Here is a 24,236-nt window from a genome sequence, read left to right as displayed (position 1 = left end):
GCTGCCGTGAGTGACCATCGCCCGGCGGAGGCCGCCGGACCGTTCGCGCGTGCCGCCGAGGAGGTGCGTGCCACGACGTTCCGTGACGACCTCGTCGTGCGGGAGATCCCCTCCCCGGCCGGTCTGGCGCCCTTCTCGCTCGCCCTCGCCGGTGATGTGCGCCCCGAGGAGCACGCCACCGACTCGCCCTTCGGCACCGGTCGCTTCATCCTCCTGCACGACCCCGAGGAGCCCGAGCCCTGGGGAGGGGCGTGGCGCATCGTCTGCTTCGCGCAGGCGCCGCTCGAGCCGGAGATCGGGGTCGACCCTCTGTTGGCCGACGTCGCCTGGTCGTGGCTCATCGACGCGCTGGACTCGCGCGGAGCCGACCGTCATTCCGAGTCGGGCACCGCCACCAAGACCCTCTCGACCGGGTTCGGCGCTCTCGCCGCCCAGGGTGAGGGGTCGCAGATCGAACTTCGCGCGTCATGGTCGCCGCGCGGTCCCTTCCGCCCGCACCTCGAGGCGTGGGCGGAGCTCGTGTGCATGCTCGCCGGCCTCCCCCCGGGGTCGGAGGGCGTTGCCGTGTTCGGAGCCCGGAGGCCCACGCGTGGTTGAGTACATCGTCATCGAGGATGCTGCGGGCTTCCTTGCCGCGTGCGAGGCGCTGGCCGCCGGAACGGGGCCGGTCGCGGTCGACGTCGAGCGGGCCTCGGGCTTCCGCTATTCGCAGCGCGCCTATCTCATCCAGGTGTTCCGCCGGGATGCCGGCGTGTTCCTCTTCGATCCCACGACGATCGACGACTTCTCCCCCCTGCAGGACGCGATCGGCGAGGCGGAGTGGGTCTTCCACGCGGCCAGCCAGGATCTGCCGTCGCTGCGCGAGCGCGGTCTCGAGCCGCCGGTGATCTTCGACACCGAGCTCGGTTCGCGCCTGCTCGGCCACGAGCGGGTGGGTCTCGGCGCCGTCGTCGAGCAGACCCTCGGCATCACGCTCGCCAAGGCGCACTCTGCCGCGGACTGGTCGACGCGCCCCTTGCCGGCATCCTGGCTCGAGTACGCCGGTCTCGACGTCGAGCACCTCATCGACGTGCGGGACGTGCTCGTCGCCGAGCTGGCGGAGCAAGGGAAGACGGAATTCGCGCGACAGGAGTTCCAGGCCGTGCTCGATCGCGAGCCCAAGCCTCCGCGCGATGACCCGTGGCGCCGGTTGAGCGGCCTGCACACCGTGCGGGGGCGCCGCTCCCTCGCGATCGCCCGGGCACTGTGGCAAGCGCGCGAGGATTACGCCCGCGAGCAGGACGTCGCTCCCGGTCGGCTCGTGCCCGATCGCGCCCTGGTGGCGGCCGTCCTGGCGGATCCCTCGAGCAAGCAGGCGCTCGCGGCGGTCAAGGAGTTCAACGGTCGCGCGAGCCGTACGCAGCTGGACCGCTGGTGGAACGCCATCGTGGCGGGACGCGAGACCACGGACCTCCCCGCCGACCGAGTGCCCAGCGACACCCTTCCGCCGCCGCGCGCGTGGGCCGACCGCAACCCCGAGGCCGACCGTCGCCTCAAGGCCGCGCGTCCCGCGGTCGAGGCGCGGGCGGAGGAGCTGCGGATGCCGACCGAGAATCTGCTCACCCCCGAGTCGCTGCGCCGTCTGGCATGGGCGCCCCCGGCCGACCTCACGGTCGAGAACGTCGGGGCCGCTCTCGCGGATCTCGGCGCACGCCCGTGGCAGATTGACCAGACGGCACAGGTGATCGTCGATAGCTTTGTAGCTTCCCTCAAATCGGCCGACGAGGCCCCTGGCACGGATTCGTAGGTTCGGACAACCGATTCGGCGCGGTCGAGTGCTCTTCCTAGGCTGGGGTCATCCCAAACTATGGAGGCAGAGTGGCCGAGATGACGGACGTCTTCTTCGTCGACGGAATGCGCACCCCCTTCGGGCGCGCCGGCGAGAAGGGCATGTACTGGAACACCCGCGCCGACGACCTGGTCGTCAAAGCGATCATCGGGTTGATGGAGCGCAACGGTGACGTGCCGAAGGACCGGATCGACGACGTGGCGATCGCCGCGACGTCGCAGACCGGTGACCAGGGGCTGACCCTCGGGCGCACGGCGGCGATCCTCGCGGGTCTGCCCATGACCGTGCCGGGGCTGGCGATCGAGCGCATGTGCGCCGGCGCCATGACGAGCGTGACGACCATGGGCGCCTCGATCGGCGTCGGCATGTACGACCTCGCCCTCGCGGGCGGTGTCGAGCACATGGGACGCCACCCCATCGGCGGCAACGTCGACCCCAACCCCCGCTTCGTGGCCGAGAAGCTCGTCGACCCGGGCGCCCTCAACATGGGGGTAACGGCCGAGCGCATCCACGACCGCTTCCCGCACCTGACCAAGGAGCGTGCCGACCGCTTCGGCGCCGCGAGTCAGCACAAGGTCCAGGCGGCATACGAGGCCGGGAAGATTCAGCCCGATCTCGTGCCGGTGGCGGTGAAGGATGCCGACGGTGCCTGGGGCCTCGCGACCGAGGACGAGGGGCGGCGCCCCGAGACCACGGTCGAGGGTCTCGCGACGCTGAAGACACCGTTCCGCCCCCACGGTCGGGTGACCGCCGGCACGTCGTCGCCGCTGACCGACGGGGCGACCATCAGCCTCCTCGCCGGCGCCGACGCGGTGAAGGAGTTCGGTCTCGCGCCCAAGATGCGCATGGTGTCGTTCGCGTTCGCGGGCGTCGAGCCCGAGATCATGGGCATCGGTCCGATCCCCTCGACCGAGAAGGCGCTGAAGAAGGCCGGACTCACGATCGACGACATCGGGCTCTTCGAGCTGAACGAGGCGTTCGCGATCCAGGTGATCTCGCTGCTCGATCACTTCGGCATCGCCGACGACGACCCGCGCGTGAACCCGTGGGGCGGCGCGATCGCCGTCGGGCACCCGCTCGCGGCATCCGGAGTCCGCCTCATGATCCAGCTCGCGGCGCAGTTCGCCGAGCGACCCGACGTGCGCTACGGCCTCACCGCGATGTGCGTGGGCCTGGGCCAGGGCGGCTCGGTCATCTGGGAGAACCCGTTCTTCGACGGAAAGAAGAAGCGCAAGTGACCGACTACACCTCGATCGACTTCTCGCCTCTCGACGCCTTGACCGGCGACGAGGTCGTGACCCACTCCCCCGTCCGCGACGTGCGTCTGCCCTCGGGCAACGTGCTGGCGCTGATCACGCTCGACAACGGGCGCGACCACACCCGGCCCAACACCCTGGGGCCCGCGACCCTGGCCGAACTCGGGCAGACGCTCGAGACGCTGAAGAAGCGCGCCGCCGCGGGCGAGATCCACGCCGTCGCGATCACCGGCAAGCAGTACATCCTCGCCGCCGGTGCCGACCTGTCCGATGTCGCGAAGCTGCCCTCCACGGAGGTCGCCCGCCTCATCGCGCAGCGCGGACACCAGGTGATCGGCTCGCTGTCGGAGCTGGGTGTGCCCTCGTTCGCGTTCGTCAACGGCCTCGCCCTCGGCGGCGGCCTCGAGATCGCGCTGAACTCGACCTACCGCACGGTCGACTCTTCGGCGGCGGCGATCGCGCTGCCCGAGGTGTTCCTCGGGATCATCCCCGGCTGGGGAGGCGCCTACCTGCTGCCGAACCTCATCGGCATCGAGAACGCGCTCGAGGTCGTCATCTCGAACCCGCTCAAGCAGAACCGGATGCTGAAGCCCCAGCAGGCCTTCGACCTCGGGATCATGGATGCCCTCTTCCCGGCGGCCAGCTACCTCGAGGACTCGCTTCGGTGGGCCGACGGCGTGCTCACCGGGCGTGTGAAGGTCGAGCGCAAGAACGAGCCGGGCAAGCTCGAGCGCCTCACCAAATGGCCCATCGCGATCAAGATGGCCCGCGGAATGCTCGAGTCGAAGATCGGCACCGTGCCCCGCTCCCCCTACGTCGCGCTCGACCTGCTCGACAAGGCGAAGAGCGGTACGAAGGCCGAGGGCTTCGCGCGCGAGGACGAGGCGCTGGCCGAGCTCATCACGGGCGACCAGTTCGCGGCATCCATGTATGCCTTCGACCTCGTCCAGAAGCGTGCGAAGCGTCCGGTCGGGGCCCCCGACAAGGCGCTGGCGAAGAAGGTCACGAAGGTCGGCGTCATCGGCGCGGGTCTCATGGCCTCGCAGTTCGCGCTGCTGTTCGTGCGCAAGCTCCGGGTGCCGGTGATCATCACCGACCTCGACCAGGGACGCGTCGACAAGGGCGTGGCATCCATTCGAGACGAGATCGGCAAGCTCGAGGCCAAGGGGCGCCTCGACGGCGACACCGCCAACCAGCTGCGCGCGCTCGTGCACGGCACGACCGACCGCAGCGAGTTCGCGGACTGCGACTTCGTGATCGAGGCCGTCTTCGAAGAGGTCGGCGTGAAGCAGGAGGTGTTCTCCGCGATCGAGAAGATCGTCGCCGACGACGCCATCCTGGCCACGAACACCTCGTCGCTCTCCGTGGCTGAAATCGGCTCGGTGCTGCAGAACCCGGAGCGTCTCGTGGGCTTCCACTTCTTCAACCCCGTCGCGGTCATGCCGCTCATCGAGGTCGTGAGGACGGATGCCACCTCCGACGCCGCTCTGTCGACGGCGTTCGTCGTGGCGAAAGGCCTCGGTAAGAACGCGGTGCTCACCGCGGACGCGCCCGGCTTCGTCGTGAACCGTCTGCTGGCCAAGGTCATGGGCGAGGCGGCCCGGGCAGTCTACGAGGGAACGCCGATCACGGTCGTCGAGAAGGCGTTCGCGCCGCTCGGCCTGCCGATGGGTCCGTTCCAGCTGATCGACCTCGTCGGCTGGAAGGTCGCCGCGCACGTGCAGGACACCATGGCGCACGCGTTCCCCGACCGATTCTTCTCGTCGGAGAACTTCCACGAGCTCGCCGCTCTCCCCGAGGTCGTCGAGAAGGACAAGGGCGGCCGTGTCACCGGCTGGACCAAGGCCGCGCAGAAGGTGCTCGTCACCGGCAAGACGCCCGTCGCGCCCGAGACGATCCTCGCCCGCGTGCAGGACGGCCTCGCGCAGGAGATCAAGATCATGCTCGACGAGGGCGTGGTCCCCGAGGTGCAGGACATCGACCTGTGCCTCATCCTCGGCGCCGGCTGGCCCTTCATCGACGGTGGGGCCTCGCCCTACCTCGACCGCGAGGGGGCGTCGGAGCGCGCCTTCGGCGACACGTTCCACCACCCGCCCATCCGCGGCATCGGAGGCTGAGACTCTCCCTAGCGACGGCGTCGTCCCCTCGGGGGCGGCGCCGTCGTCGTTCGCGCAAGTCGAGCGCCGTCACCAGAACAGGGTGCGCGACGAGGACAGGGCGGTTCCGGCCGTTTCGGCCTGTTCTCGGTGCATCGCCCTGTTTTCGTGACGGCGAGGGTGCGCGAGGCGTGCCCGCGGCATGATCACGAGAACAGGCTGTGCGACGAGGACAGGCCGTTTGCTGCGATCTCAGCCTGTTCTCGTCGCCTCCCCTGTACTGGTGACGGCGGATCGGCGCCGAACATGCAGAACAGGCCGGGATATCGGCATCCCGGCCCGTTCGCGCTTGCTCACGCGCCTACGGGCGCGACTTCTCCCACTCCTCGATCGTCGGGATCGAGCCGGTGGGCGTCTGGCGGGCCATGGGGATGCGGGTGCCGAGCACCTGGGCCACCACGTCGTGGGCGATCTTCGACGCCGTGAGACCGGCATCCTCGAGGATCTGCTCGCGCGTGGCGTGATCGATGAATTCATCGGGGATGCCGAGCTCGTCGACCGCCGTGTCGACTCCGGCCTCGCGCAGCACCTGACGGACCCGCGTGCCGACACCGCCCACGCGGATGCCGTCCTCGATGGTGATGACCAGACGGTGCTCCCGCGCCAGGTCGACGATCGAGGGCTGCACGGGGATGGCCCAGCGCGGGTCGATCACGGTGGCGCCGATGCCCTGCGCCTTGAGCCGTTCCGCGACCTCGAGGGCCAGGTGCACCATCGGGCCGATGCCGACCAGGAGGACGTCCTCACCCGAACCGCGGCTGAGGACGTCGACTCCGTCATGCAGGCGCTCGATCGCCTCCACGTCGTCGTTGACCTTGCCCTTAGGGTAACGCACGACAGTGGGGGCATCCTCGACCGCGGTGGCCTCGCGGAACACCTCGCGCAGACGGGCGGCGTCGCGCGGGGCCGCGATCCGGATACCGGGAACCAGCTGCAGCATCGCCAGGTCCCAGATGCCGTGATGGCTGGGGCCGTCGGGGCCGGTCACACCGGCGCGGTCCAGGACGAAGGTGACGCCGGCCTTGTGCAGCGCGACATCCATCATCACCTGGTCGAACGCGCGGTTCATGAAGGTGGCGTAGATGGCGACGACGGGGTGCAGCCCGCCGAAGGCGAGGCCGGCGGCGGATGCCACGGCGTGCTGTTCGGCGATGCCGACGTCGTACACCCGCTCGGGGAAGCGCTCGGCGAACTTCTGCAGGCCGGTGGGGCGCAGCATCGCCGCCGTCATCGCGATCACGTCATCGCGTTCGGCGCCGACCGTGACGAGCTCCTCCGCGAAGACATCGGTCCACTGCACCCCGCCACCGGAACCGAGTGCTTCGCCCGTGATCGGATCGATCTTGCCCACCGCGTGGAACTGGTCGGCCTCGTCGCTCATGGCCGGCGCGTAGCCGCTGCCCTTGTCGGTGATGGCGTGGACGATGACGGGGGCACCGTACGACTTCGCCAGTTCGAGCGTCTCGATGAGCGACTCGAAGTCGTGCCCGTCGATCGGGCCGAGGTATTTGATGTCGAGGTTGCTGTAGAGCGCTTCGTTGTTGGTGAAGCGCGAGAGGAAGCCGTGGGTGCCTCCACGGACGCCGCGATAGACGGCGCGGGCCGCCGGACCCAGTCGGCGGAAGAGCGTGTCGGAGCCGCGGTGCAGGGTGCGGTACGCCTCGTTCGTGCGGACACGGTTGAGGTAGCGCGCCATGCCGCCGATGGTGGGGGCGTACGAGCGTCCGTTGTCATTGACGACGATGACGAGGTTGCGGTCGTTGTCGTCGCTGATGTTGTTCAGCGCCTCCCACGTCATGCCGCCGGTGAGGGCACCGTCGCCCACGACGGCGATGACGTGGCGATCGCGGCGGCCGGTGCGGCTGAACGCCCGGGAGACGCCGTCAGCCCAGCTGAGCGAACTGGAGGCGTGCGATGACTCCACCACGTCGTGCTCGCTCTCGGAGCGCTGGGGGTAGCCGGCGAGTCCACCGCGCGAGCGGAGGTTCTCGAAGTCCTGGCGCCCGGTGAGGATCTTGTGCACATAGGACTGGTGTCCGGTGTCGAAGATGATGGGATCCGCGGGCGAGTCGAACACCTTGTGCAAGGCGATCGTGAGCTCGACGACGCCGAGGTTCGGACCCAGGTGCCCGCCGGTGCGGGCGACGTTCTCGACGAGGAAGGATCGGACCTCGGCGGCGAGCTGACGCAGCTCGTCGGGGTTCAGGCTGTCGAGGTCACGGGGGCCGTGGATGCCGGGTAGGAGAGCCATGTGACTCCTCTCGTGCGGGGCGCGCAGGGGTCTGCGCGTCTGTCGATTCTAGTCTCGGGGGGTGCGGAGGGCCCGGCAACGGCTTGCCGATCGCGCTCCGGTAGTGTCCGCCTTCGCGGGCGCAGGGACGACACCGCGAGAGCCGCGGTGTCGCCCCGCTGGTCAGTCCATCCACCCCCGCAGCGTGGTCTGAAGGCGCCAGATCACGTTGTAGAGATTCAGCGGGGCTTCGTCGATGGGCCGCCAGGGCTGACCGACGTGGGCGGCCCACTCCGGGATGCGGCCGCAGCAGAGACGGTGACCCGTCAGGCGGAAGACGGCATTGGCGAATGATCTGCGCACAGAGGTGTCCCCTCGTTCGTCGCCGGCCCCGGGCGGGGCTGGCGTGGGCAGATCGTCATCCGTCGAATCTACCCGAGGGGAAAACGAAGGTGCCCCGGGAGCGCGAGGCTCCCGGGGCACCTGACGGATGTCGCTCAGACGAGCGAGCGCAGCACGTACTGCAGGATGCCGCCGTTGCGGTAGTAGTCGGCCTCGCCGGGGGTGTCGATGCGGACCACGGCGTCGAACGTGACGGTCTGCTTGCCCTCGGGCGAGAACTCGCTCGGTTCGGCGGTGACCTTCACCGTCTTGGGCGTGACGCCCTCGTTGAGCTGCTCGATGCCCTCGATCGAGACGATCTCGGTGCCGTCGAGGCCCAGCGACTTCCAGCTCTCGCCCGCGGGGAACTGCAGCGGCACGACGCCCATGCCGATGAGGTTCGACCGGTGGATCCGCTCGAAGCTCTCGGTGATGACGGCCTTGACGCCGAGCAGGTTCGTGCCCTTGGCCGCCCAGTCGCGCGACGAGCCCGAGCCGTACTCCTTGCCGCCGAAGATCACCAGCGGGGTGCCCTGCGCCTGGTAGTTCTGGCTCGCGTCGTAGATGAACGACTGCGGGCCGCCGGGCTGCGTGAAGTCACGGGTGTAGCCGCCCTCGACGACCGCGCCGTCGTTGACCGCCGCCGTCAGCTCGTTCTTCAAGCGGATGTTCGCGAACGTGCCGCGGATCATGACCTCGTGGTTCCCGCGGCGCGAGCCGTAGGAGTTGAAGTCCTTCTGCGCGACGCCGTGCTCGGTCAGGTACTGCGCGGCGGGCGTGCCCGCCTTGATGTTGCCGGCCGGGCTGATGTGGTCGGTCGTCACCGAGTCACCGAGGGTCGCCATGACCCGCGCACCGGTGATGTCGGCGACCGGCGAGGGCTCCATCGACATGCCGTCGAAGTACGGGGCCTTGCGGACGTAGGTGGAGTCGGCATCCCATTCGAAGACGGGGCCGGTAGGCGTGGGCAGGTTCTTCCAGCGCTCGTCGCCCTCGAAGACGGTGGCGTACTGCTGGATGAACTGTTCGCGCGAGATCGACGCGTCGATGATGGTCTGCACCTGGTCGGGCGCGGGCCAGATGTCCTTCAGGAAGACGTCGTCGCCGTTCTGGTCCTTGCCGAGGGCGTCGGTCTCGAAGTCGAAGTTCATCGAGCCGGCGAGGGCGTAGGCCACGACCAGCGGCGGAGAAGCCAGGTAGTTCATCTTCACGTCGGGGCTGATGCGACCCTCGAAGTTGCGGTTACCCGAGAGGACGGCCGTGACGGCGAGGTCGTTCTCGTTGATCGCCTCGGAGACCTCCTCGATGAGGGGGCCCGAGTTGCCGATGCAGATCGTGCAGCCGTAGCCGACGGTGTAGAAGTCGAGACCCTCGAGCGCCTTGTCGAGACCGGACTTCTCGTAGTAGTCGGTGACGACCTTCGAGCCGGGGCCGAGCGTCGTCTTGACCCACGGCTTGCGCTTCAGACCCTTGTCGACGGCGTTCTTGGCGAGCAGACCCGCCGCGATCATGACCGAGGGGTTCGAGGTGTTCGTGCACGAGGTGATGGCCGCGAGCGTGACGGCACCGTTGTCGAGCAGGTACGACTGCCCGTCGGGCGTGGTGACCTTGACGGGGTTCGACGCGTTCGCGGGGTGACCCGACGAGATGAGCACCTCGCTCTCGGTGACCTCCTCGTGCTCCTCACCGGGGACCGAGCCCGGGTCGGATGCCGGGAACGTGCCGTCGACCTCGAGGTCGACGATCGAGTCGGAGACCGACGTGCCGGCGTAGTTGAGGATGTCCTTCTCGAACTGGTTCTTGGCCTCGGAGAGCAGGATGCGGTCCTGGGGACGCTTGGGTCCGGCGATCGAGGGGACGACGGTCCCGAGGTCGAGCTCCATGTACTCGCTGAAGACGAGCTCGCGGGCCGGGTCGTGCCAGAGCTTCTGCTCCTTGGCGTACGCCTCGACGAGGGCGACGGTCTGCTCGTCGCGACCGGTGAGGCGCAGGTAGTCGAGCGTGACGTCGTCGATGGGGAACATCGCCGCGGTCGAGCCGAACTCGGGGCTCATGTTGCCGATGGTGGCGCGGTTGGCGAGCGGTACCGAAGCGACGCCCTCGCCGTAGAACTCGACGAACTTGCCGACCACGCCGTGCTGGCGCAGCATGTCGGTGATCGTCAGCACGACGTCGGTCGCGGTGACGCCCGCGGGGATCTCGCCGCTGAGCTTGAAGCCGACGACGCGTGGGATGAGCATGGAGACGGGCTGGCCGAGCATGGCCGCCTCGGCCTCGATGCCGCCGACGCCCCAGCCGAGCACGCCCAGGCCGTTGACCATCGTGGTGTGCGAGTCGGTGCCGACGCAGGTGTCGGGGTAGGCGCGCAGCACGCCGTCGACCGAGCGGTCGTAGATGACCTTGGCCAGGTGCTCGATGTTGACCTGGTGGACGATGCCCGTTCCCGGGGGGACGACCTTGAAGTCGTCGAAGGCCGTCTGGCCCCAGCGGAGGAACTGGTACCGCTCGCCGTTGCGCTCGTACTCGATCTCGACGTTGCGCTCGAGGGCGTTCTCGCTGCCGAAGAGGTCGGCGATGACCGAGTGGTCGATGACCATCTCGGCGGGCGAGAGCGGGTTGATCTTGTTCGGGTCGCCGCCGAGAGCGGTGACGGCCTCGCGCATGGTGGCGAGGTCGACGATGCACGGGACGCCGGTGAAGTCCTGCATCACGACGCGGGCGGGCGTGAACTGGATCTCGGTGTCGGGGTCGGCCGTGGGCACCCACGAGCCGAGCGCCTCGATCTGCTCCTTGGTGACGTTGGCACCGTCCTCCGTGCGGAGCAGGTTCTCCAGCAGCACCTTCAAGCTGAAGGGGAGCTTCTCGTGACCGGCGACCGTGTCGATCCGGAAGATCTCGTAGTCGGTGCTGCCGACCGTCAGGGTGCTCTTTGCACCGAAGCTGTCAACCGTGGACACGATCGTCTCCTTCGTCGGCGAATGCGCAGGCGTCGGCCCGCATTTCTCCATCTTCCCCGCGCTGCGCAGCCGATTCCAGGAAGGTCGGCCTAACCGATCGGGGGGACGGATTTATCTTGATGTCAAGATAATATCAGGACTCGCGGCGTGGCGAGAGAGATCGGACCACGAGCCACGTCACGGCCAGCATCGGCGCGAAGAGCGGCAGGCCCATGACGATCTTCAGCGTCCCGAGCGCGGTCACGTCGCCCGCAAAGTAGAGCGGGAGCTGAACCGCGAGGCGCGCGGCGAAGAGTGCCGCCCACGCCAACGAGAGCCACGTGTAGGCGCGCTTCTTGCGCCGGTCGGAGCGCCAGCGCGTCCCCTCGCCCAGCAGGTATCCCGCGGCGAGGCCGATGAGCGGCCATCCGACCAGCGCCGAGACGAGGAACGCCGTGCCGTAGGCGCCGTTGGTGAAGAAGCCCAGCACGAAGTTGTCCTGCCCGCGACCGGTGACGAGGGCCAGGACGGCGGCTCCGACGGTGGCGAGCAGTCCGCCGATCGCGGCGCTCGGGGGCGACTTCGCGATCAGCCGGGCGAGGGTGAAGACCACGGCGAGCCCGACGGAGACGCCGAGGCTCAGCCACAGGTTGCCCTGTCGCGTCTCGGGGTCGATCGTGACGGTGAAGAGGACGACGAACGCCAGCGACGGCAGCACCGACTCCAGGATGCCGCGCCACCCGCCCATCGCGGACCACACCGCCGCTCCCGTACTGGCGTGCGCCGCGGGGTCGAGGCCGGCGCGCCGCGCGGCGTTGCCGAGGGCTGCTCCCATGCTGTCGGCGGCGGACGGTGGCTGCAACGGCACGCGGTCGGAGTCCGACGTCGAGCGCGAGGACTCCTCGCTCATGCGGTCGCGGGGCTCGACGGCATCCGCAGGGGGATCAGGTCGCGCGGCGGCATCGGCGACGTTCCCCGGACGACGACGATCGAGCGGAAGAGGTCTTCGACCGCGGCGGCGGCCTCGACGTCGCTCGTCGCTGCTCCCCCGACCACTCCGCGCAGGAACCAGCGCGGGCCGTCGACGCCGACGAAGCGCGCGAGACGCTTCCCCGCGCCGTCCGCTCCCGCCATGACCGGGACCTCGGCGAGCAGTTCGGGACCCAGGGGGCCTTCGCGCTCCTCGACGCGTCCGCCCTGCTGCTTGACCTGCTGGCGGATCTGCTCGCGCGTTTCCTCCCACAGCCCGCTCGAGCGCGGAGCGGCGAAGGGCTGCACCTGCAGGGTCGAGTCGGCGTAGTCGAGCCCCACGGCGACGATGCGCTTGGTCTGCTCCTCCACCTCGAGACGCAGGTTCAGGCCCTCGCGCGGAAGGATCTTGATACCGCCGAGGTCGATGTAGGGGCGGACGGGGTTCGCTTCGGCTTCGTCGAAGGGTCCCGCGCTGTCGCGGTCGACCGGGGCGCTCTTCGCGGGCGGAGCCAGCTCGGTGCCGGGCTCCGTGGTCTCGGACCCTTCGGGCGTGGGGGTGGTCTGCGACTCGTCGGTCATCGGGTGCTCCCTTGCAGGCTCTGGTATCCGCTCGATCCGAAACCGCCTTCGCCGCGCACGCTCTCGGGGAGTTCGTCGACGGGGACGAAGCGCACGGGCGGGACGGGCATCACGATGAGCTGGGCGATGCGGTCTCCGACCGCGATGTCGTAGGCCTCGTCGAGGTCGGTGTTCAGCAGCGCGACCTTGATCTCGCCGCGGTATCCGGCGTCGATCGTTCCGGGCGCGTTGACGATGGTGATGCCGTGCTTGGCGGCCAGACCGCTGCGCGGAACCACGAAGGCGGCGTGGCCCTCGGGAAGGGCGATACGAACACCGGTGCCCACGAGGGCGCGGCGTCCGGGCTCGAGACGAACCGCCTCGGCGGCGGTCAGGTCGGCGCCGGCGTCGCCGGGGTGGGCGAAGACCGGGGGCTCGGATGCGACAATTGGGACGTCCACCGTTTCGGTCACCCCACGAGGGTAATGCAGAAGAGGGGGTGCGGCATCCGCACCGCAGTCGAGTATCGAGAGCGTCTGAGCCCGTCGCTGTGGGCGCTCGTCGCCGCCGCCGTGTGCGGTCCCATGGCCGCCGTCGTCTTCTCGCCGCTCGATACGACTCTGGCGCTGTTCATCGGCCTCATCGTGTCGGTGGCGATCGTGGTCGGTCTCCTCGCGATCTCACCCGTCGTCGAGGTGCGCGACGGCGAGTTGCGCGCCGGTCGCGCGCACATCCCGGTGGAGTTCCTGGGCGTTCCCGCCGGCGTCGTCGCCGAGGAGGCCCGCACGGCCCGTGGAAGTGGTCTCGACCATCGGGCCTGGCATGTCATCCGGGGCGGGATCGACGGCATCGTCACGATTCCCGTGACCGATCCCGACGACCCGACCCCGTCGTGGGTGGTGTCCACCCGCACGCCGGATCGCCTCGTCGCGGCGATCCAGCGTGCTCAGCTCAGGCTGCGCACTCCAGGCAGATGAAGCCGGGGCCGCTCTCCTCTGCGATCTGAGAGCGGTGCTTCACGAGGAAGCAGTTCATGCAGGTGAACTCGTCCTCCTGCGGGGGCAGGACGACGACATCGAGCTCGATGTCGGAGAGGTCGGCGCCGGGCAGTTCGAAGCCCGAGGGGTTGTCGGCATCCTCGTTGTCGATCGACCCCGACGCCTTGTCGGGCACGCGCTCCTTGAGGGCCTCGATCGACTCGCTGTCGTCCTCGGTCTTGCGCGGTGCGTCGTAATCGGTTGCCATGCGTGCGGGTCTCTACTTCCGGTTTTCGTGGTGCTGTGCCCCATCGGGTGCCCGATCGGGCGGCCATAGTTTGCATGACACGTCTGCGATAAGCAAATGCTCGCGGGCGCGCCTGCGTGTCGGGCGAGACGGGAAACTCGCGGCGCGCCCCGGATATTCCCGGAACCGGGCGACGCGCATGTCAGCATGGGCGCTGACCGCAGATCGGAGGGGTGTTTCGCATGGAACAGCTCAAAGTCATCGGAACCGAAGATGACGTCCTCGTCGTGGCGACGCAATCGGGTGAACGCTTCGCTTTGGCGCTCGACGAGGTGCTGCGCGCCGAGGCTCGCCGCGCGCGCCGGGACCGTGAAGACGACGACCGCGCCCCGCGTCCCAGCCCCCGCGAGATCCAGGCGCACATCCGGGCGGGTCTGTCGGCGCGCGAGGTGGCGACGCTGCTGAACGCCCGCGTCGAGGACGTGGAGCGCTTCGAGGGGCCGGTGCTCGCCGAGCGCGAGCATGTCGTGGCGCAGGCCCTCGCGGTCCCCGTCCTGCTGGGCGGCACCCTCGAGCACGACGCCCCCATCACCTTCGGAGCAGCGGTGCGGGCCAAGCTCGCCGAGGCCGGGGCTTCGGCCGAGCGATGGACCAGCTGGAAGGAGGGCTCCGGCTGGATGGTCAAGCTGGAGTTCACCGCCAACGGGATCGAGCACGACGCGCGGTGGGGCTTCGAGCCGCGCCGCAGCAGCCTCTCCCCGCAGAACGCCGATGCGATCCAGCTGTCCCGCCAGGGATCGCTGCCGGAAGGCCTCATCCCGCGTCTGCGCGCCCTCGACAACGTGGCGAAGGACGACTCCCGCTTCGACAGCGGCGCATTCGGTCCCCGGCGCCTCGACATCGACGACGAACCCGGCGTCGAAGCGACCGGACCGGTGGCCCCGGCGGTTCAGGCGGCCGCCATCAAACGCGCCCCCGACGCCCCGGTGGCCTCGTCCGAGACCGCCGATCTGCTCGAGGCCCTCCGTCGACGCCGCGGACAGCGCGAGCCTCTGCCCGGGACGTCGGATGTCGAGCCCGAGCCGCGGCCCGCGTCGCCGCCGGTCGCCCTCTTCGACGCCGTCGAGCCGGGCTACGTCGAGGACTCCGTCGACGACACCGTCGAACCGGAACGCCCGCAGCCCGACACGGTACGACGCGCCAAGGGTCGCCCGTCGATGCCGTCGTGGGACGAGATCGTCTTCGGCGCACGCACCGACGAGAGCTGAGGGCGCCGGGCCTCAGGCGAAAGCGCCCAGGCGGAGCAGCGGCACCGTGCGCTCCTCGTCGGTGAGGGAGCCGTGCTGGCCGATCATGCGCTGCGGTCGCTTGTCGACCTCGCGGTCGTCGTAATACGCGAAGCGCCCGCGCGCCGCCACGACGACGTCGCCGATGCGCTCGCGCACCTCGTCGTCGACGGGGCCGAAGAGACCGGCCGCGATCGCCTCGTCGCGCGTCAGCACCCACGCCCGCGCGGCCTCGTCGCTCTTCCAGCGCGAGGCCATGGCATCCGCCCGTCCATCGTGGGCGTAGAGATGGAGCATTCGCGGCTCGCCGCCGAGCAGGGCGACGTCGTCGAGGAGGGGATCTCCGTCGCGCAGCAGGACGTGCTTGTGAGCGGGCACGTCGACCATGCCGTGATCCGCCGTGACGATGACACCGGTGCGGGGGCCGATCGACTCCGCGAGGCGACGGGCCGCCGCGTCGACGCGTTCGAGCGCGTCGGTCCACCGGTCGGACTCCCAGCCGTCGCGGTGACCGGCGGTGTCGAGCTCGGGCGCGTACAGGTACGTGATGGACCCCGGATGCCGCGCGGCCAGATCGGCCGCCAGCCGCACGCGCTCGTCGAGGTCGTCGGAGGGGAAGAAGGACGCGCCGCGGAGGGTGGCTTCGGTGAAGCCGGTACCCGTGTAGCTCGTGCGCGACACGACGAAGGCCTCCCGGCCGGCCGCCGCGTGCGTCTCGAACAACGGCGTCCGACGCTGCCACAGATGCGGGTCGAGGCCGTCGGTCTCCCAGCCGTGCAATTGATTCGGCGCCAGGTCGGTCCCGGGGATGCGGACGCGATACCCCACGATCCCGTGAGCGCCGGGGGCGGTTCCGGTCAGCAGGCTCGTCAGCGCGGCGGCGGTGGTCGACGGGAAGACGGTGCGGGCGACGTCGCGGCGCCCGCCCACCGAACCGAGGAACCGCGCGTGACCGCGTCGCGCCGCGAGGTTGTGGGCGCCGAGGCCGTCGATCACGAAGACGATCGCGCTCTGGGCGGGCGCGAACCACTCCGACGAGCCGGACAGTGCGGCGATCGACTGCTCCACCACACCGGTGAGGCTCCGGGAGCGCGGCGGGTCCGCCGGTAGGCTGAGTGACATCGGAGCAAGTCTTCCACACGGCTCCCGACCCCGTCCCGACCGGACGCCCGCCCGACCCGAGGCCGTTGATATGCCCGTTTCCCGTTCTTCCTCGCCCGCGACGGGCTCCCCCGTGACCGAGCGCATCGAGGACGTCGATGTCTCGACCGAGATGCAGGGCTCGTTCCTCGAGTACGCCTACTCGGTCATCTACTCGCGCGCGCTGCCCGACGCCCGCGACGGGCTGAAGCCCGTGCAGCGTCGCATCCTCTACCAGATGGCCGAGATGGGGCTGCGCCCCGACCGCGGCCACGTCAAGAGCGCGCGCGTCGTCGGCGAGGTGATGGGAAAGCTCCACCCGCACGGTGACGCGCCCATCTACGACGCCCTCGTGCGCCTCGCGCAGTACTTCTCGCTGCGCGTCCCCCTGGTCGACGGGCACGGCAACTTCGGCTCGCTCGACGACGGGCCGGCGGCACCCCGCTACACCGAGGCGCGCCTCGCTCCCCCGGCCCTCGCCCTCACCGAGAATCTCGACGAAGACGTCGTCGATTTCATCCCCAACTACGACGGACAGTTCCAGCAGCCCGAGGTGCTCCCGGCGGCCTTCCCCAATCTGCTCGTGAACGGCGCGACGGGCATCGCGGTCGGCATGGCGACCAACATGGCGCCGCACAACCTCATCGAGGTGGTCGCCGCGGCGACCCACCTGCTGCAGAATCCGGATGCCACGGTCGAGGAGCTCATGGAGTTCGTCCCGGGACCCGACCTCCCCTCGGGCGGCATCATCGTCGGTCTCGACGGGATCAAGGACGCCTACACGAACGGCCGCGGCACGTTCCGCACGCGGGCGAAAGCGTCGATCGAGTCGCTGGGGCCACGCCGCACGGGAATCGTCATCACGGAGCTGCCGTACCTCGTCGGCCCCGAGCGCGTGATCGAGAAGATCAAAGACGCCGTGCAGGCGAAGAAGCTCGCCGGCATCGCCGACGTCACCGACCTGACCGACCGCAACAACGGACTCCGGCTCGTCATCGGCATCAAGACCGGCTTCGACCCCAAGGCCGTTCTCGAGCAGCTCTACCGGCTCACCCCCCTCGAGGACTCGTTCGGCATCAACAACGTCGCGCTCGTCGACGGGCAACCGCAGACGCTCGGCCTGCGCGACATGCTGCGCGTCTACATCGACCACCGCATCCGCGTCGTCACGCGTCGCAGCGAGTACCGCCTCGCGCGCAAGCGCGAACGCCTGCACCTCGTCGAGGGACTGCTCATCGCGATCCTCGACATCGACGAGGTCATCCAGGTCATCCGCTCCTCCGACGACGGCGAGCAGGCCCGTACCAAGCTGCAGGAGGTCTTCGACCTCTCGCATCCGCAGGCCGAGTACATCCTCGAGCTGCGCCTGCGGCGCCTCACGAAGTTCTCGCGCATCGAACTCGAGGCGGAGCGCGACCAGTTGCACGCCGAGATCGCCCAGCTCGTCGAACTGCTCGGAAGCGAGACGCTCCTGCGCCAGCAGGTCGCGAAGGAACTGGATGCCGCGGCCGAGGCGTACGGAACCCCTCGCCGCACCATGCTGCTCAACGGTGGACCGGTGCAGCCCCGATCCGCGCGGGCCGCGGCCGCCGCCGACCTGCAGATCGCCGACGCCCCCTGCCGGGTGTACCTGTCGGCCACCGGGCGCATGGTGCGCGCCGAGCTCGTCGCCGACGCGCCGGGCGGAGGGGTGATCGCTCCGACGCGACGGTCGAAGCACGACGCCGTCCGCTCGGCCGTCGACACCACGACACGCGGTGACATCGGTGCCGTCACCTCGGCCGGGCGCCTCGTGCGGTTCTCCCCCGTCGATCTGCCCTCTGTTCCGGCCAACTCGGTGCACCTCAGCGCGGGCACGAAGGTCGAGCAGTACCTGGCCCTCGCCAAGGGCGAGACCCTCGTCGCCCTCGTCCCCCTCGTCGACGCACCGACGATCGCGCTCGGCACCGCGCAGGGCGTGGTCAAGCGCGTCGCCGCGACCGAGCTCGGCACCAAAGACGAGATCGAGATCATCTCGCTGCGCGACGGCGACGAGGTGGTGGGGGCCGCCCCGGCGGGTGACAACGCCGAGCTGGTGTTCGTCGCCACCGATGCGCAGCTGCTGCGCTTCGATGCCTCCTCCGTACGACCGCAGGGGCGATCCGCAGGCGGGATGGCCGGCATCCGTCTCTCCGACGGCGCGCGCGTGATCGCGTTCGCGGTCGTCGGCGCCTCGGCCTTCGACGCGGTCGTCGTGACGGTCGCGGGATCGTCGTCGGCCCTGCCCGGAACGGACGCCGGCACGGCCAAGGTGTCGGCGTTCACGGAGTTCCCCGCGAAGGGTCGGGCCACGGGCGGCGTGCGCGCGCAACGCCTGCTGCGCGGAGAAGACGCCCTCACCCTGGCCTGGGTCGGGACGGACCCCCGGGCCGTGGGCTCGGACGGCTCCGTCCGGGCGTTGCCGGAGTCCGGAGCCAAGCGCGACGCGTCGGGTCAGCCTCTCGAGGCCGCCGTCGGCGCGATCGGCACCGTGGTCCGCTGAGTCGGGCCGGGCGCGGGTCGCCCGTGCCGGCACCGGCGTGCACGATCGCGAGGGTCTCCGAAGAAACGCCGGGTGCGCCGTCGGATCCCCGGCGCGGCGTCCTGGGTGCCCGCCGTTGTGCACGCCTCGCGGGCCGGCGCCCGCTGGTGTGCACACCTCGCGCGTCAGCGCCGCGCCGCCTCGAGAGCCGCGGCCGGCCTCGCATCGGAGGTACCGGGACCGTGGGCAGCTCCGCGAGTCGGTCTCGACGCGGGCCGGTACAGCGGGTCGACCCGCCACGGACTCAGACGTCGATGCGTTCCCGCGCCAACCGGTCGCTGGAGTCGATGATGAACTCGCGACGCGGCGCGACGTCGCTGCCCATGAGCAGATCGAACACGGAGGCCGCGGCCTCCATGTCCTGCACGCGCACGCGACGGAGGGTGCGCCCGCCGCGGTCCATGGTGGTCGTGGCGAGCTGGTCGGCATCCATCTCGCCAAGACCCTTGTAGCGCTGCACGGGCTCCTGCCAGCGCTTGTTGGAGCGCTTGAGCTTCGTGAGCAGGGCGTGCAGCTCTTGCTCGCTGTAGGTGTAGATGGTCTCGTTGGGCTTGGTCCCGGGATTCATCACCACGACGCGGTGCAGCGGCGGGACGGCGGCGAAGACCCGCCCCTCTTCGACGAGCGGTCGCATGTAGCGGAAGAACAGCGTCAGCAGCAGGGTGCGGATGTGGGCCCCGTCGACGTCGGCGTCGCTCATCAGGATGATCTTGCCGTAGCGGGCGGCGTCGAGGTCGAAGGAACGGCCGGAGCCCGCACCGATCACCTGGATGATCGAGGCGCACTCGGCGTTGGACAGCATGTCGCTGATCGAGGCCTTCTGCGTGTTGAGGATCTTGCCGCGGATCGGCAGCAGCGCCTGGTATTCGCTGTTGCGGGCGAGCTTGGCGGTCCCGAGCGCGGAATCGCCCTCGACGATGAACAGTTCCGAATCGGTGACGTCGTTGGAACGGCAGTCCACCAGTTTGGCCGGCAGCGACGAGGACTCGAGGGCGTTCTTGCGCCGCTGGGTCTCTTTGTGGGTGCGCGCCGAGATGCGCGCCTTCATCTCGGAGACGATCTTCTCGAGCAGCTGCGCGGTCTGCGCCTTGTCGTCGCGCTTGGCCGAGGCGAACAACGCCGCCAGCTCCTTCTGCACGACGGATGCCACGATCTGGCGCACGGCAGGAGTGCCGAGGACCTCTTTGGTCTGGCCTTCGAATTGCGGCTCCGGCAGGCGAACGGTGAGGACCGCGGAGAGTCCGGCGAGGATGTCGTCCTTCTCGATCTTGTCGTTTCCGACCTTGAGCTTGCGCGCGTTCTGTTCGACCTGCGAGCGCAGGACCTTCATCAGACCCTGCTCGAAGCCCTGCTGATGCGTGCCGCCCTTGGGCGTGGCGATGATGTTGACGAACGACCGGACCGTCGTGTCGTACCCGGTCCCCCACCGCACGGCGATGTCGACCTCGCACTCGCGCTGCACCTCGGTGGGGATCATCGACCCGCCCGTCTGCAGAACGGGTACGGTCTCGGTGAAGGTCCCCGTTCCCGTGAGGCGCCAGGTGTCGGTCACGGCCGCGTCGGGGGCGAGGAAGTCGGCGAACTCGGAGATGCCGCCGTCGAAGCGGTAGCTCGTCTCGACGCGCTCCTCGCCGCGGTCGTCGAGGACGACGATCTCGAGCCCCGGCACGAGGAACGCCGTCTGACGCACGCGCTGGACGAGCTCGTCGTGGCCGAAGGCGGCATCCTTCGTGAAGATCTGCCGATCCGCCCAGTAGCGGATGCGCGTGCCGGTGACGCCCCGGGCGGCCTTGCCGACCACGCGCAGCTCGCTGCTGCGCTCGAAGGGCGTGAAGGGCGCGTCGGGTCCGTCGCCCGCGAACAGGCCGGGCTCGCCGCGATGGAACGACATGGCGTAGGTCTTGCCCGAGCGGTCGACCTCGACGTCGAGGCGCTCGGAGAGGGCGTTGACGACCGACGCGCCCACACCGTGCAGACCACCGGATGCCGCGTACGAACCGCCGCCGAACTTGCCACCCGCGTGCAGCTTCGTGAAGACGACCTCGACACCGGTGAGTCCCGTGCGCGGTTCGACGTCGACGGGGATGCCGCGCGCGCGGTCGCGCACCTCGACACTGCCGTCCGCGTGCAGCACGATGTCGATGCGCGTCCCGTGGCCGGCGAGGGCCTCGTCGACGGAGTTGTCGATGATCTCCCACAGGCAGTGCATGAGGCCGCGGGAGTCGGTCGAGCCGATGTACATTCCGGGGCGCTTGCGCACGGCTTCGAGGCCCTCGAGGACCTGCAGGTGGTGGGCGGAGTACTCGGACGTCACGGTTTTCAGCGTAATCGGGGCCACCGACATCGCCTGCCAGACACACAGCGGGGTCGGGTCACCGTACGCGCACAGCGAAATGTGATCAAGCCGCGGCATAGGGGAAACATCGGCGTGGTTATATGTGTGGACTCGCCCACGATCACCTGAGGAGGGCACCCGAGATGACCACCACGACCGCACCCGACGCGTCTGTTCTCGACCACCGCCTGACGGCGGCGGATCGCTGCGACTCCTGCGGCGCTCAGGCCTACATCGCCGCCGAGGTGAACGGCAGCGAACTGTTGTTCTGCGCGCACCACGGCCGCAAGTACGAAGAGAAGCTCCGCAGCGTCGCCACCTCCTGGCACGACGAGACGGCGCGCCTCAACGCCGCCGACTGACACATCGTCCGAACGGGCCTCGTGCCGTCTCCCTCGGGAGCCGGTCCGGGGCCCGTTCCGCGTTCCGGCACGGCGATCTCACGCGCACCGGCGGCCGGCCGTCCGACCCCCGCGCGACGGCATGCCTGTCCGACTCGCGCCCGCTCGACCGTCCGGTCAGCTCGAGACGTAGCGGCGCGATACGGCGGGAGACACGCGGAGGGCGATCTCCTCGCCGATCGTGTCGATGAGTTCGGCGAGATCGGTGGCGCTGTTGCGTGATCCCCGTCCGAACACGATGACCTCGTCTCCCGGGGCCGCCCCGGGCCAGGGCGCGACGGACACGGAGACGGGGGTGATCGCCTCGACCCGCCGGGGACCCGCCGGGGTGTCGACGTCGAAGCGCCCCGCGAGGGTGCTCGGCAGCCCGTGCAGACTACCGACATCGAGGCGGACCCCCGCGGCGTCCACGTCGGTCACCGTCGCCACGAGAGCCGCGATCGGTTCGATCCCCAGTGAGGCCTCGTCGGGGCCGCCGGCGGGGCGGATGCCGTACGAGAACGCCCCCACGCGCACGAGGTCTTCTCGGAACTCCCCGCGGGCGAACCCGGCCGCGCTGGCGGCGAGGTGCGAGAAGCGAGGATCGAGACCGGCGACGCGGGCGGACTCGCGCGCGGCGAGGAACACCGCTCGGGCCTCATCGTCGTCGGCGTCGGATGCCTCGGAGATGTGCGACCAGATGCCCTCGAGCTCCGCGCGCCCCCGCGCGACGAGCGCGGCGGTGTGATCGAGCGCCTCGCCCCACCGTTCGGGACGGATGCCGTTGCGGTGCAGGCCCGTGTCGATCTTGAGGTGGATGCGCGCCACGCCGTCCACGGTCAGGCCGGCGAGGTCGTCGAGCAGGGCCTCGTCGCCGACGCCGAGGTCGAGATCGGCCGCGATGCCGGCGGCGAGGTCATCGGCCCCGCCGATGAGCCAGACGAAGATGCGGGCCTCGGGACCGACCACCGCCCGGACGGCCGCGCCGGTGACGACGTCGAACGCGCCGAACCAGCGCACGCCCTGCGCGAACGCGTGGGCGACGAGGCGTTCGAGTCCATGCGCGTAGGCGTCGTCCTTGACCACCAGCATGTGGGCGGCGGGGGCGACGGCCTCGCGCACGCGGTGGAGGTTGCGGGAGAAGGCGTCGAGGTCGATGCGGTACGAGGCGGTCACGCGATCACTTCCCGTTCGGCACGCGCGCCGACCATGGCGACGATCTCGGCTGCGGTGAGGCCCGTGGCATCCGCCCACTCCTCGAGGGAGGGGTACCCGTCGGCGGGATCGCCGAAGAACACGACCTCTGCTCCGCGGGTGATCGCCGTGTCGCCGACATCGACGACGCTGACGTCCATCGCCACGCGCCCGACGATCCGATGACGCCGCCCGTCGATCGACACCGTCGCGGCATTGCCGAGGGCGCGCACGACGCCCTGTGCATAGCCCCCGGTGACCAGGGCGACGGTCGTGTCGTGCGGGGCACGGTGCGTGTAGCCGTACGACACCCCCTCCCCGCGCAGCAGCGGCTTGGTGCCGAGAGCGCGCCCGCGCAGCGACATCACCGGGCGCGTGTGCGCCCCCGGGAGGCCGTACAGCGCCACCGGGTCGAGGGCCGCGGCATCCATTCCGAGGTCGGCGAGGACGGATGCCACCCATGCGGCACCGTGGCCCCAGGCGTCGGCGGCGAGGGCGTCGGCGCCGTTCGGCGCCAGGGAGAGCGGGGCGTTGGCGCGCAGAGCAGCGGTGGACAGAGCCGCGACGGGAGCGACTCCCCCGGCCCCGGGCGTGCGGGCAGGGAGCGTGGAGGTCACCCCTTTAGACTAACGGGGTCCTTCGTCCCCGACCCCGGAGCGTGCATGCCTAGCCAGGGCTTCTCCCCCGTCACCCGTCTGCGCTACCTCGCCGGACGCGCCCGTCGCATCGACGTCGGATCCGTCGTGGAGCGCGCCAAGGAGGCCTCCGCCCAGCACGGCAAGTCCCTGCCGCTGGTCGTCGCCGACATGCTCTTCCAGGCCGGCGTGAAGAACGTCGGCTTCCAGGACTACATCGACTACGACTTCGCGATCCTCACGCCCGCCGAGCGCGCGACGTACATGACGCACCCGGTCTCGAACCAGATCTCGCAGAAGTACGACCATCCCGACTACCGCGGTCTGTTCCAGGACAAGGTGGAGTTCGACCGGAAGTTCAGCGACTTCCTCCGCCGCGACTGGATGGTGGTGGATGCCGGCAACGCCGACGAGTTGCGCGCCTTCACCGAGCGGCTGGGCACCATCGTCACGAAGGAGCCGGTGGGCCAGGCCGGAACCGGTGTGCACCGCTACCACGCGGCCGAGGTCGAGGACTGGACGCAGTTCCACCGCGGGCTCCTCGAGCGCGGAGAGATCCTCGTCGAAGAGGTCATCCGCCAGCACGACGACCTCGCGGCGGTCTGCCCCGGAACCGTCAACACCACGCGCGTCACGGCGTTCTTCGACGGGGAGAAGACCCACATCCTGGCCATGGCGCAGAAGTTCGGCCGCGGTGCGGTGAGCGACCAGATGACGTTCGGCGGCTTCTACACGATGCTCGACGAGAACGGCCACGCCCTCGGCGCCGGGTACGACTCGCACGGCCACGTGCACGAGCTGCACCCCGACTCGGGCGTGCGCATCGCCGACTTCCAGCTGCCGATGATCGACGAGGTCAAGGCGTTCGTCGACCAGGTCGCCCGTGTCGTGCCGCAGGTGCAGTACGTCGGCTGGGACATCGTCGTCGGTCCCGAGGGTCCCGTGCTTGTCGAGGGCAACTGGGGCGCGGGGGTCTACGAGAACAAGCCGAGCGTGACGGGGATCCGTACCGGGCACAAGCCGCGCTACCAGGCAGCCATCGGGTTCTGATCCCGGATGCCGAGAGGCCCTCTCCCCGCGCGAGGGCGGGCCTCACGCGTGCCCGGAGGGCGCTGGGGTCGTCAGGGTTCCGGTGGCTTCGACGGGCTCAGCCACCTGGGTGGGG

General features: G+C 69.9%; 20 protein-coding genes. 9 read left to right on the top strand and 11 right to left on the bottom strand.

What is annotated here, in order from left to right:
- Positions 1-6: 6 nt before the first annotated feature.
- From AB0230_RS12490 to AB0230_RS12475, 4 genes are all read left to right on the top strand, one after another.
- Complete coding sequence (locus AB0230_RS12490; protein ID WP_315995715.1) at positions 7-597, top strand: DUF3000 domain-containing protein; 591 nt, start codon at positions 7-9, stop codon at positions 595-597.
- On the top strand, positions 590-1,786 hold the full coding sequence (locus AB0230_RS12485; RefSeq protein ID WP_366376036.1) for an HRDC domain-containing protein: 1,197 nt from the start codon (positions 590-592) through the stop codon (positions 1,784-1,786). Before AB0230_RS12490 ends, AB0230_RS12485 begins: the two co-directional genes overlap by 8 nt.
- Before the next feature lie 71 nt (positions 1,787-1,857).
- On the top strand, positions 1,858-3,066 hold the full coding sequence (locus AB0230_RS12480; RefSeq protein WP_076675584.1) for a thiolase family protein: 1,209 nt from the start codon (positions 1,858-1,860) through the stop codon (positions 3,064-3,066).
- Positions 3,063-5,201 carry a 3-hydroxyacyl-CoA dehydrogenase NAD-binding domain-containing protein gene (locus AB0230_RS12475; protein WP_366376034.1) on the top strand — a complete coding sequence of 713 codons (2,139 nt, stop codon included), beginning with the start codon at positions 3,063-3,065 and terminating at the stop codon, positions 5,199-5,201. The genes AB0230_RS12480 and AB0230_RS12475 overlap by 4 nt, the downstream gene beginning before the upstream one ends.
- Positions 5,202-5,541: 340 nt before the next feature.
- Here the strand turns inward: AB0230_RS12475 and dxs are convergent, their stop codons facing one another.
- The 6 genes from dxs to dut form a co-directional block, all read right to left on the bottom strand.
- Positions 5,542-7,491, bottom strand: coding sequence for a 1-deoxy-D-xylulose-5-phosphate synthase (dxs, locus tag AB0230_RS12470; protein WP_315995711.1), 1,950 nt, complete (start codon positions 7,489-7,491; stop codon positions 5,542-5,544).
- Between the two features lie 162 nt (positions 7,492-7,653).
- Positions 7,654-7,833 (bottom strand): hypothetical protein, encoded by a 180-nt coding sequence (locus AB0230_RS12465; protein ID WP_315995710.1) that lies wholly within the window; start codon positions 7,831-7,833, stop codon positions 7,654-7,656.
- Between the two features lie 134 nt (positions 7,834-7,967).
- Positions 7,968-10,808, bottom strand: a complete 2,841-nt coding sequence (gene acnA, locus AB0230_RS12460; RefSeq protein ID WP_363391619.1) for an aconitate hydratase AcnA — start codon at positions 10,806-10,808, stop codon at positions 7,968-7,970.
- A 133-nt stretch (positions 10,809-10,941) separates the two neighbouring features.
- Positions 10,942-11,697: a DUF3159 domain-containing protein gene (locus AB0230_RS12455; RefSeq protein ID WP_315995708.1), complete on the bottom strand. Its 756-nt coding sequence runs from the start codon at positions 11,695-11,697 to the stop codon at positions 10,942-10,944.
- Entirely contained in the window at positions 11,694-12,338 is a 645-nt protein-coding gene (locus AB0230_RS12450) for a DUF3710 domain-containing protein (protein ID WP_315995707.1), read from the bottom strand. The genes AB0230_RS12455 and AB0230_RS12450 overlap by 4 nt, the downstream gene beginning before the upstream one ends.
- Entirely contained in the window at positions 12,335-12,790 is a 456-nt protein-coding gene (gene dut / locus AB0230_RS12445) for a dUTP diphosphatase (RefSeq protein ID WP_363391623.1), read from the bottom strand. Before dut ends, AB0230_RS12450 begins: the two co-directional genes overlap by 4 nt.
- A gap of 12 nt (positions 12,791-12,802) precedes the next feature.
- Here dut and AB0230_RS12440 point away from each other — a divergent pair, with 12 nt between their 5' ends.
- Positions 12,803-13,294, top strand: coding sequence for a DUF3093 domain-containing protein (locus tag AB0230_RS12440; protein ID WP_315995705.1), 492 nt, complete (start codon positions 12,803-12,805; stop codon positions 13,292-13,294).
- Here the strand turns inward: AB0230_RS12440 and AB0230_RS12435 are convergent.
- A complete protein-coding gene (locus AB0230_RS12435; protein ID WP_056231545.1) occupies positions 13,269-13,562 on the bottom strand; it encodes a DUF4193 domain-containing protein in 294 nt (97 codons plus the stop codon). The two genes, AB0230_RS12440 and AB0230_RS12435, sit on opposite strands and share 26 nt — an antisense overlap.
- Before the next feature lie 221 nt (positions 13,563-13,783).
- On the opposite strand from AB0230_RS12435, the gene sepH reads away from it, so the two are divergent.
- Positions 13,784-14,809, top strand: a complete 1,026-nt coding sequence (gene sepH / locus AB0230_RS12430; RefSeq protein WP_315995704.1) for a septation protein SepH — start codon at positions 13,784-13,786, stop codon at positions 14,807-14,809.
- A gap of 12 nt (positions 14,810-14,821) precedes the next feature.
- Here sepH and AB0230_RS12425 read toward each other — a convergent pair whose 3' ends face one another.
- Positions 14,822-15,949 carry a nucleotide pyrophosphatase/phosphodiesterase family protein gene (locus AB0230_RS12425; protein WP_366376029.1) on the bottom strand — a complete coding sequence of 376 codons (1,128 nt, stop codon included), beginning with the start codon at positions 15,947-15,949 and terminating at the stop codon, positions 14,822-14,824.
- Positions 15,950-16,019: 70 nt separating this feature from the next.
- Here AB0230_RS12425 and AB0230_RS12420 point away from each other — a divergent pair, with 70 nt between their 5' ends.
- Entirely contained in the window at positions 16,020-18,488 is a 2,469-nt protein-coding gene (locus tag AB0230_RS12420) for a DNA topoisomerase IV subunit A (RefSeq protein ID WP_366376027.1), read from the top strand.
- Between the two features lie 283 nt (positions 18,489-18,771).
- Here the strand turns inward: AB0230_RS12420 and AB0230_RS12415 are convergent, their stop codons facing one another.
- On the bottom strand, positions 18,772-20,871 hold the full coding sequence (locus AB0230_RS12415; protein ID WP_366376025.1) for a DNA topoisomerase IV subunit B: 2,100 nt from the start codon (positions 20,869-20,871) through the stop codon (positions 18,772-18,774).
- Between the two features lie 134 nt (positions 20,872-21,005).
- Here AB0230_RS12415 and AB0230_RS12410 point away from each other — a divergent pair, with 134 nt between their 5' ends.
- Positions 21,006-21,224, top strand: coding sequence for a hypothetical protein (locus AB0230_RS12410; protein WP_076675603.1), 219 nt, complete (start codon positions 21,006-21,008; stop codon positions 21,222-21,224).
- Between the two features lie 156 nt (positions 21,225-21,380).
- On the opposite strand, the gene AB0230_RS12405 is transcribed toward AB0230_RS12410, so the two are convergent.
- Complete coding sequence (locus tag AB0230_RS12405) at positions 21,381-22,418, bottom strand: alanine racemase (RefSeq protein ID WP_363579083.1); 1,038 nt, start codon at positions 22,416-22,418, stop codon at positions 21,381-21,383.
- Positions 22,415-23,053 carry an alanine racemase C-terminal domain-containing protein gene (locus AB0230_RS12400; protein WP_366376023.1) on the bottom strand — a complete coding sequence of 213 codons (639 nt, stop codon included), beginning with the start codon at positions 23,051-23,053 and terminating at the stop codon, positions 22,415-22,417. The genes AB0230_RS12405 and AB0230_RS12400 overlap by 4 nt, the downstream gene beginning before the upstream one ends.
- Before the next feature lie 45 nt (positions 23,054-23,098).
- On the opposite strand from AB0230_RS12400, the gene AB0230_RS12395 reads away from it, so the two are divergent.
- Entirely contained in the window at positions 23,099-24,121 is a 1,023-nt protein-coding gene (locus AB0230_RS12395; protein ID WP_366376021.1) for a sugar-transfer associated ATP-grasp domain-containing protein, read from the top strand.
- Positions 24,122-24,236 lie beyond the last annotated feature (115 nt).

Origin of the sequence: Microbacterium sp. NPDC089190 (assembly GCF_040701795.1) — a bacterium.
GTDB lineage: Bacteria > Actinomycetota > Actinomycetes > Actinomycetales > Microbacteriaceae > Microbacterium > Microbacterium galbum.
This window is presented reverse-complemented; position numbering and strand designations above follow the sequence as displayed.

Bases quoted from the DNA above. Each gene is read 5' to 3' on its own strand.
- AB0230_RS12420 (WP_366376027.1), top strand. From the start codon at position 16,020: ATGCCCGTTTCCCGTTCTTCCTCGCCCGCGACGGGCTCCCCCGTGACC.
- AB0230_RS12450 (WP_315995707.1), bottom strand. From the start codon at position 12,338: ATGACCGACGAGTCGCAGACCACCCCCACGCCCGAAGGGTCCGAGACC.
- AB0230_RS12440 (WP_315995705.1), top strand. From the start codon at position 12,803: ATGCAGAAGAGGGGGTGCGGCATCCGCACCGCAGTCGAGTATCGAGAG.
- dxs (WP_315995711.1), bottom strand. From the start codon at position 7,491: ATGGCTCTCCTACCCGGCATCCACGGCCCCCGTGACCTCGACAGCCTG.
- AB0230_RS12425 (WP_366376029.1), bottom strand. From the start codon at position 15,949: ATGTCACTCAGCCTACCGGCGGACCCGCCGCGCTCCCGGAGCCTCACC.
- AB0230_RS12395 (WP_366376021.1), top strand. From the start codon at position 23,099: ATGCCTAGCCAGGGCTTCTCCCCCGTCACCCGTCTGCGCTACCTCGCC.
- AB0230_RS12410 (WP_076675603.1), top strand. From the start codon at position 21,006: ATGACCACCACGACCGCACCCGACGCGTCTGTTCTCGACCACCGCCTG.
- AB0230_RS12455 (WP_315995708.1), bottom strand. From the start codon at position 11,697: ATGAGCGAGGAGTCCTCGCGCTCGACGTCGGACTCCGACCGCGTGCCG.
- AB0230_RS12435 (WP_056231545.1), bottom strand. From the start codon at position 13,562: ATGGCAACCGATTACGACGCACCGCGCAAGACCGAGGACGACAGCGAG.
- sepH (WP_315995704.1), top strand. From the start codon at position 13,784: ATGGAACAGCTCAAAGTCATCGGAACCGAAGATGACGTCCTCGTCGTG.
- AB0230_RS12415 (WP_366376025.1), bottom strand. From the start codon at position 20,871: ATGTCGGTGGCCCCGATTACGCTGAAAACCGTGACGTCCGAGTACTCC.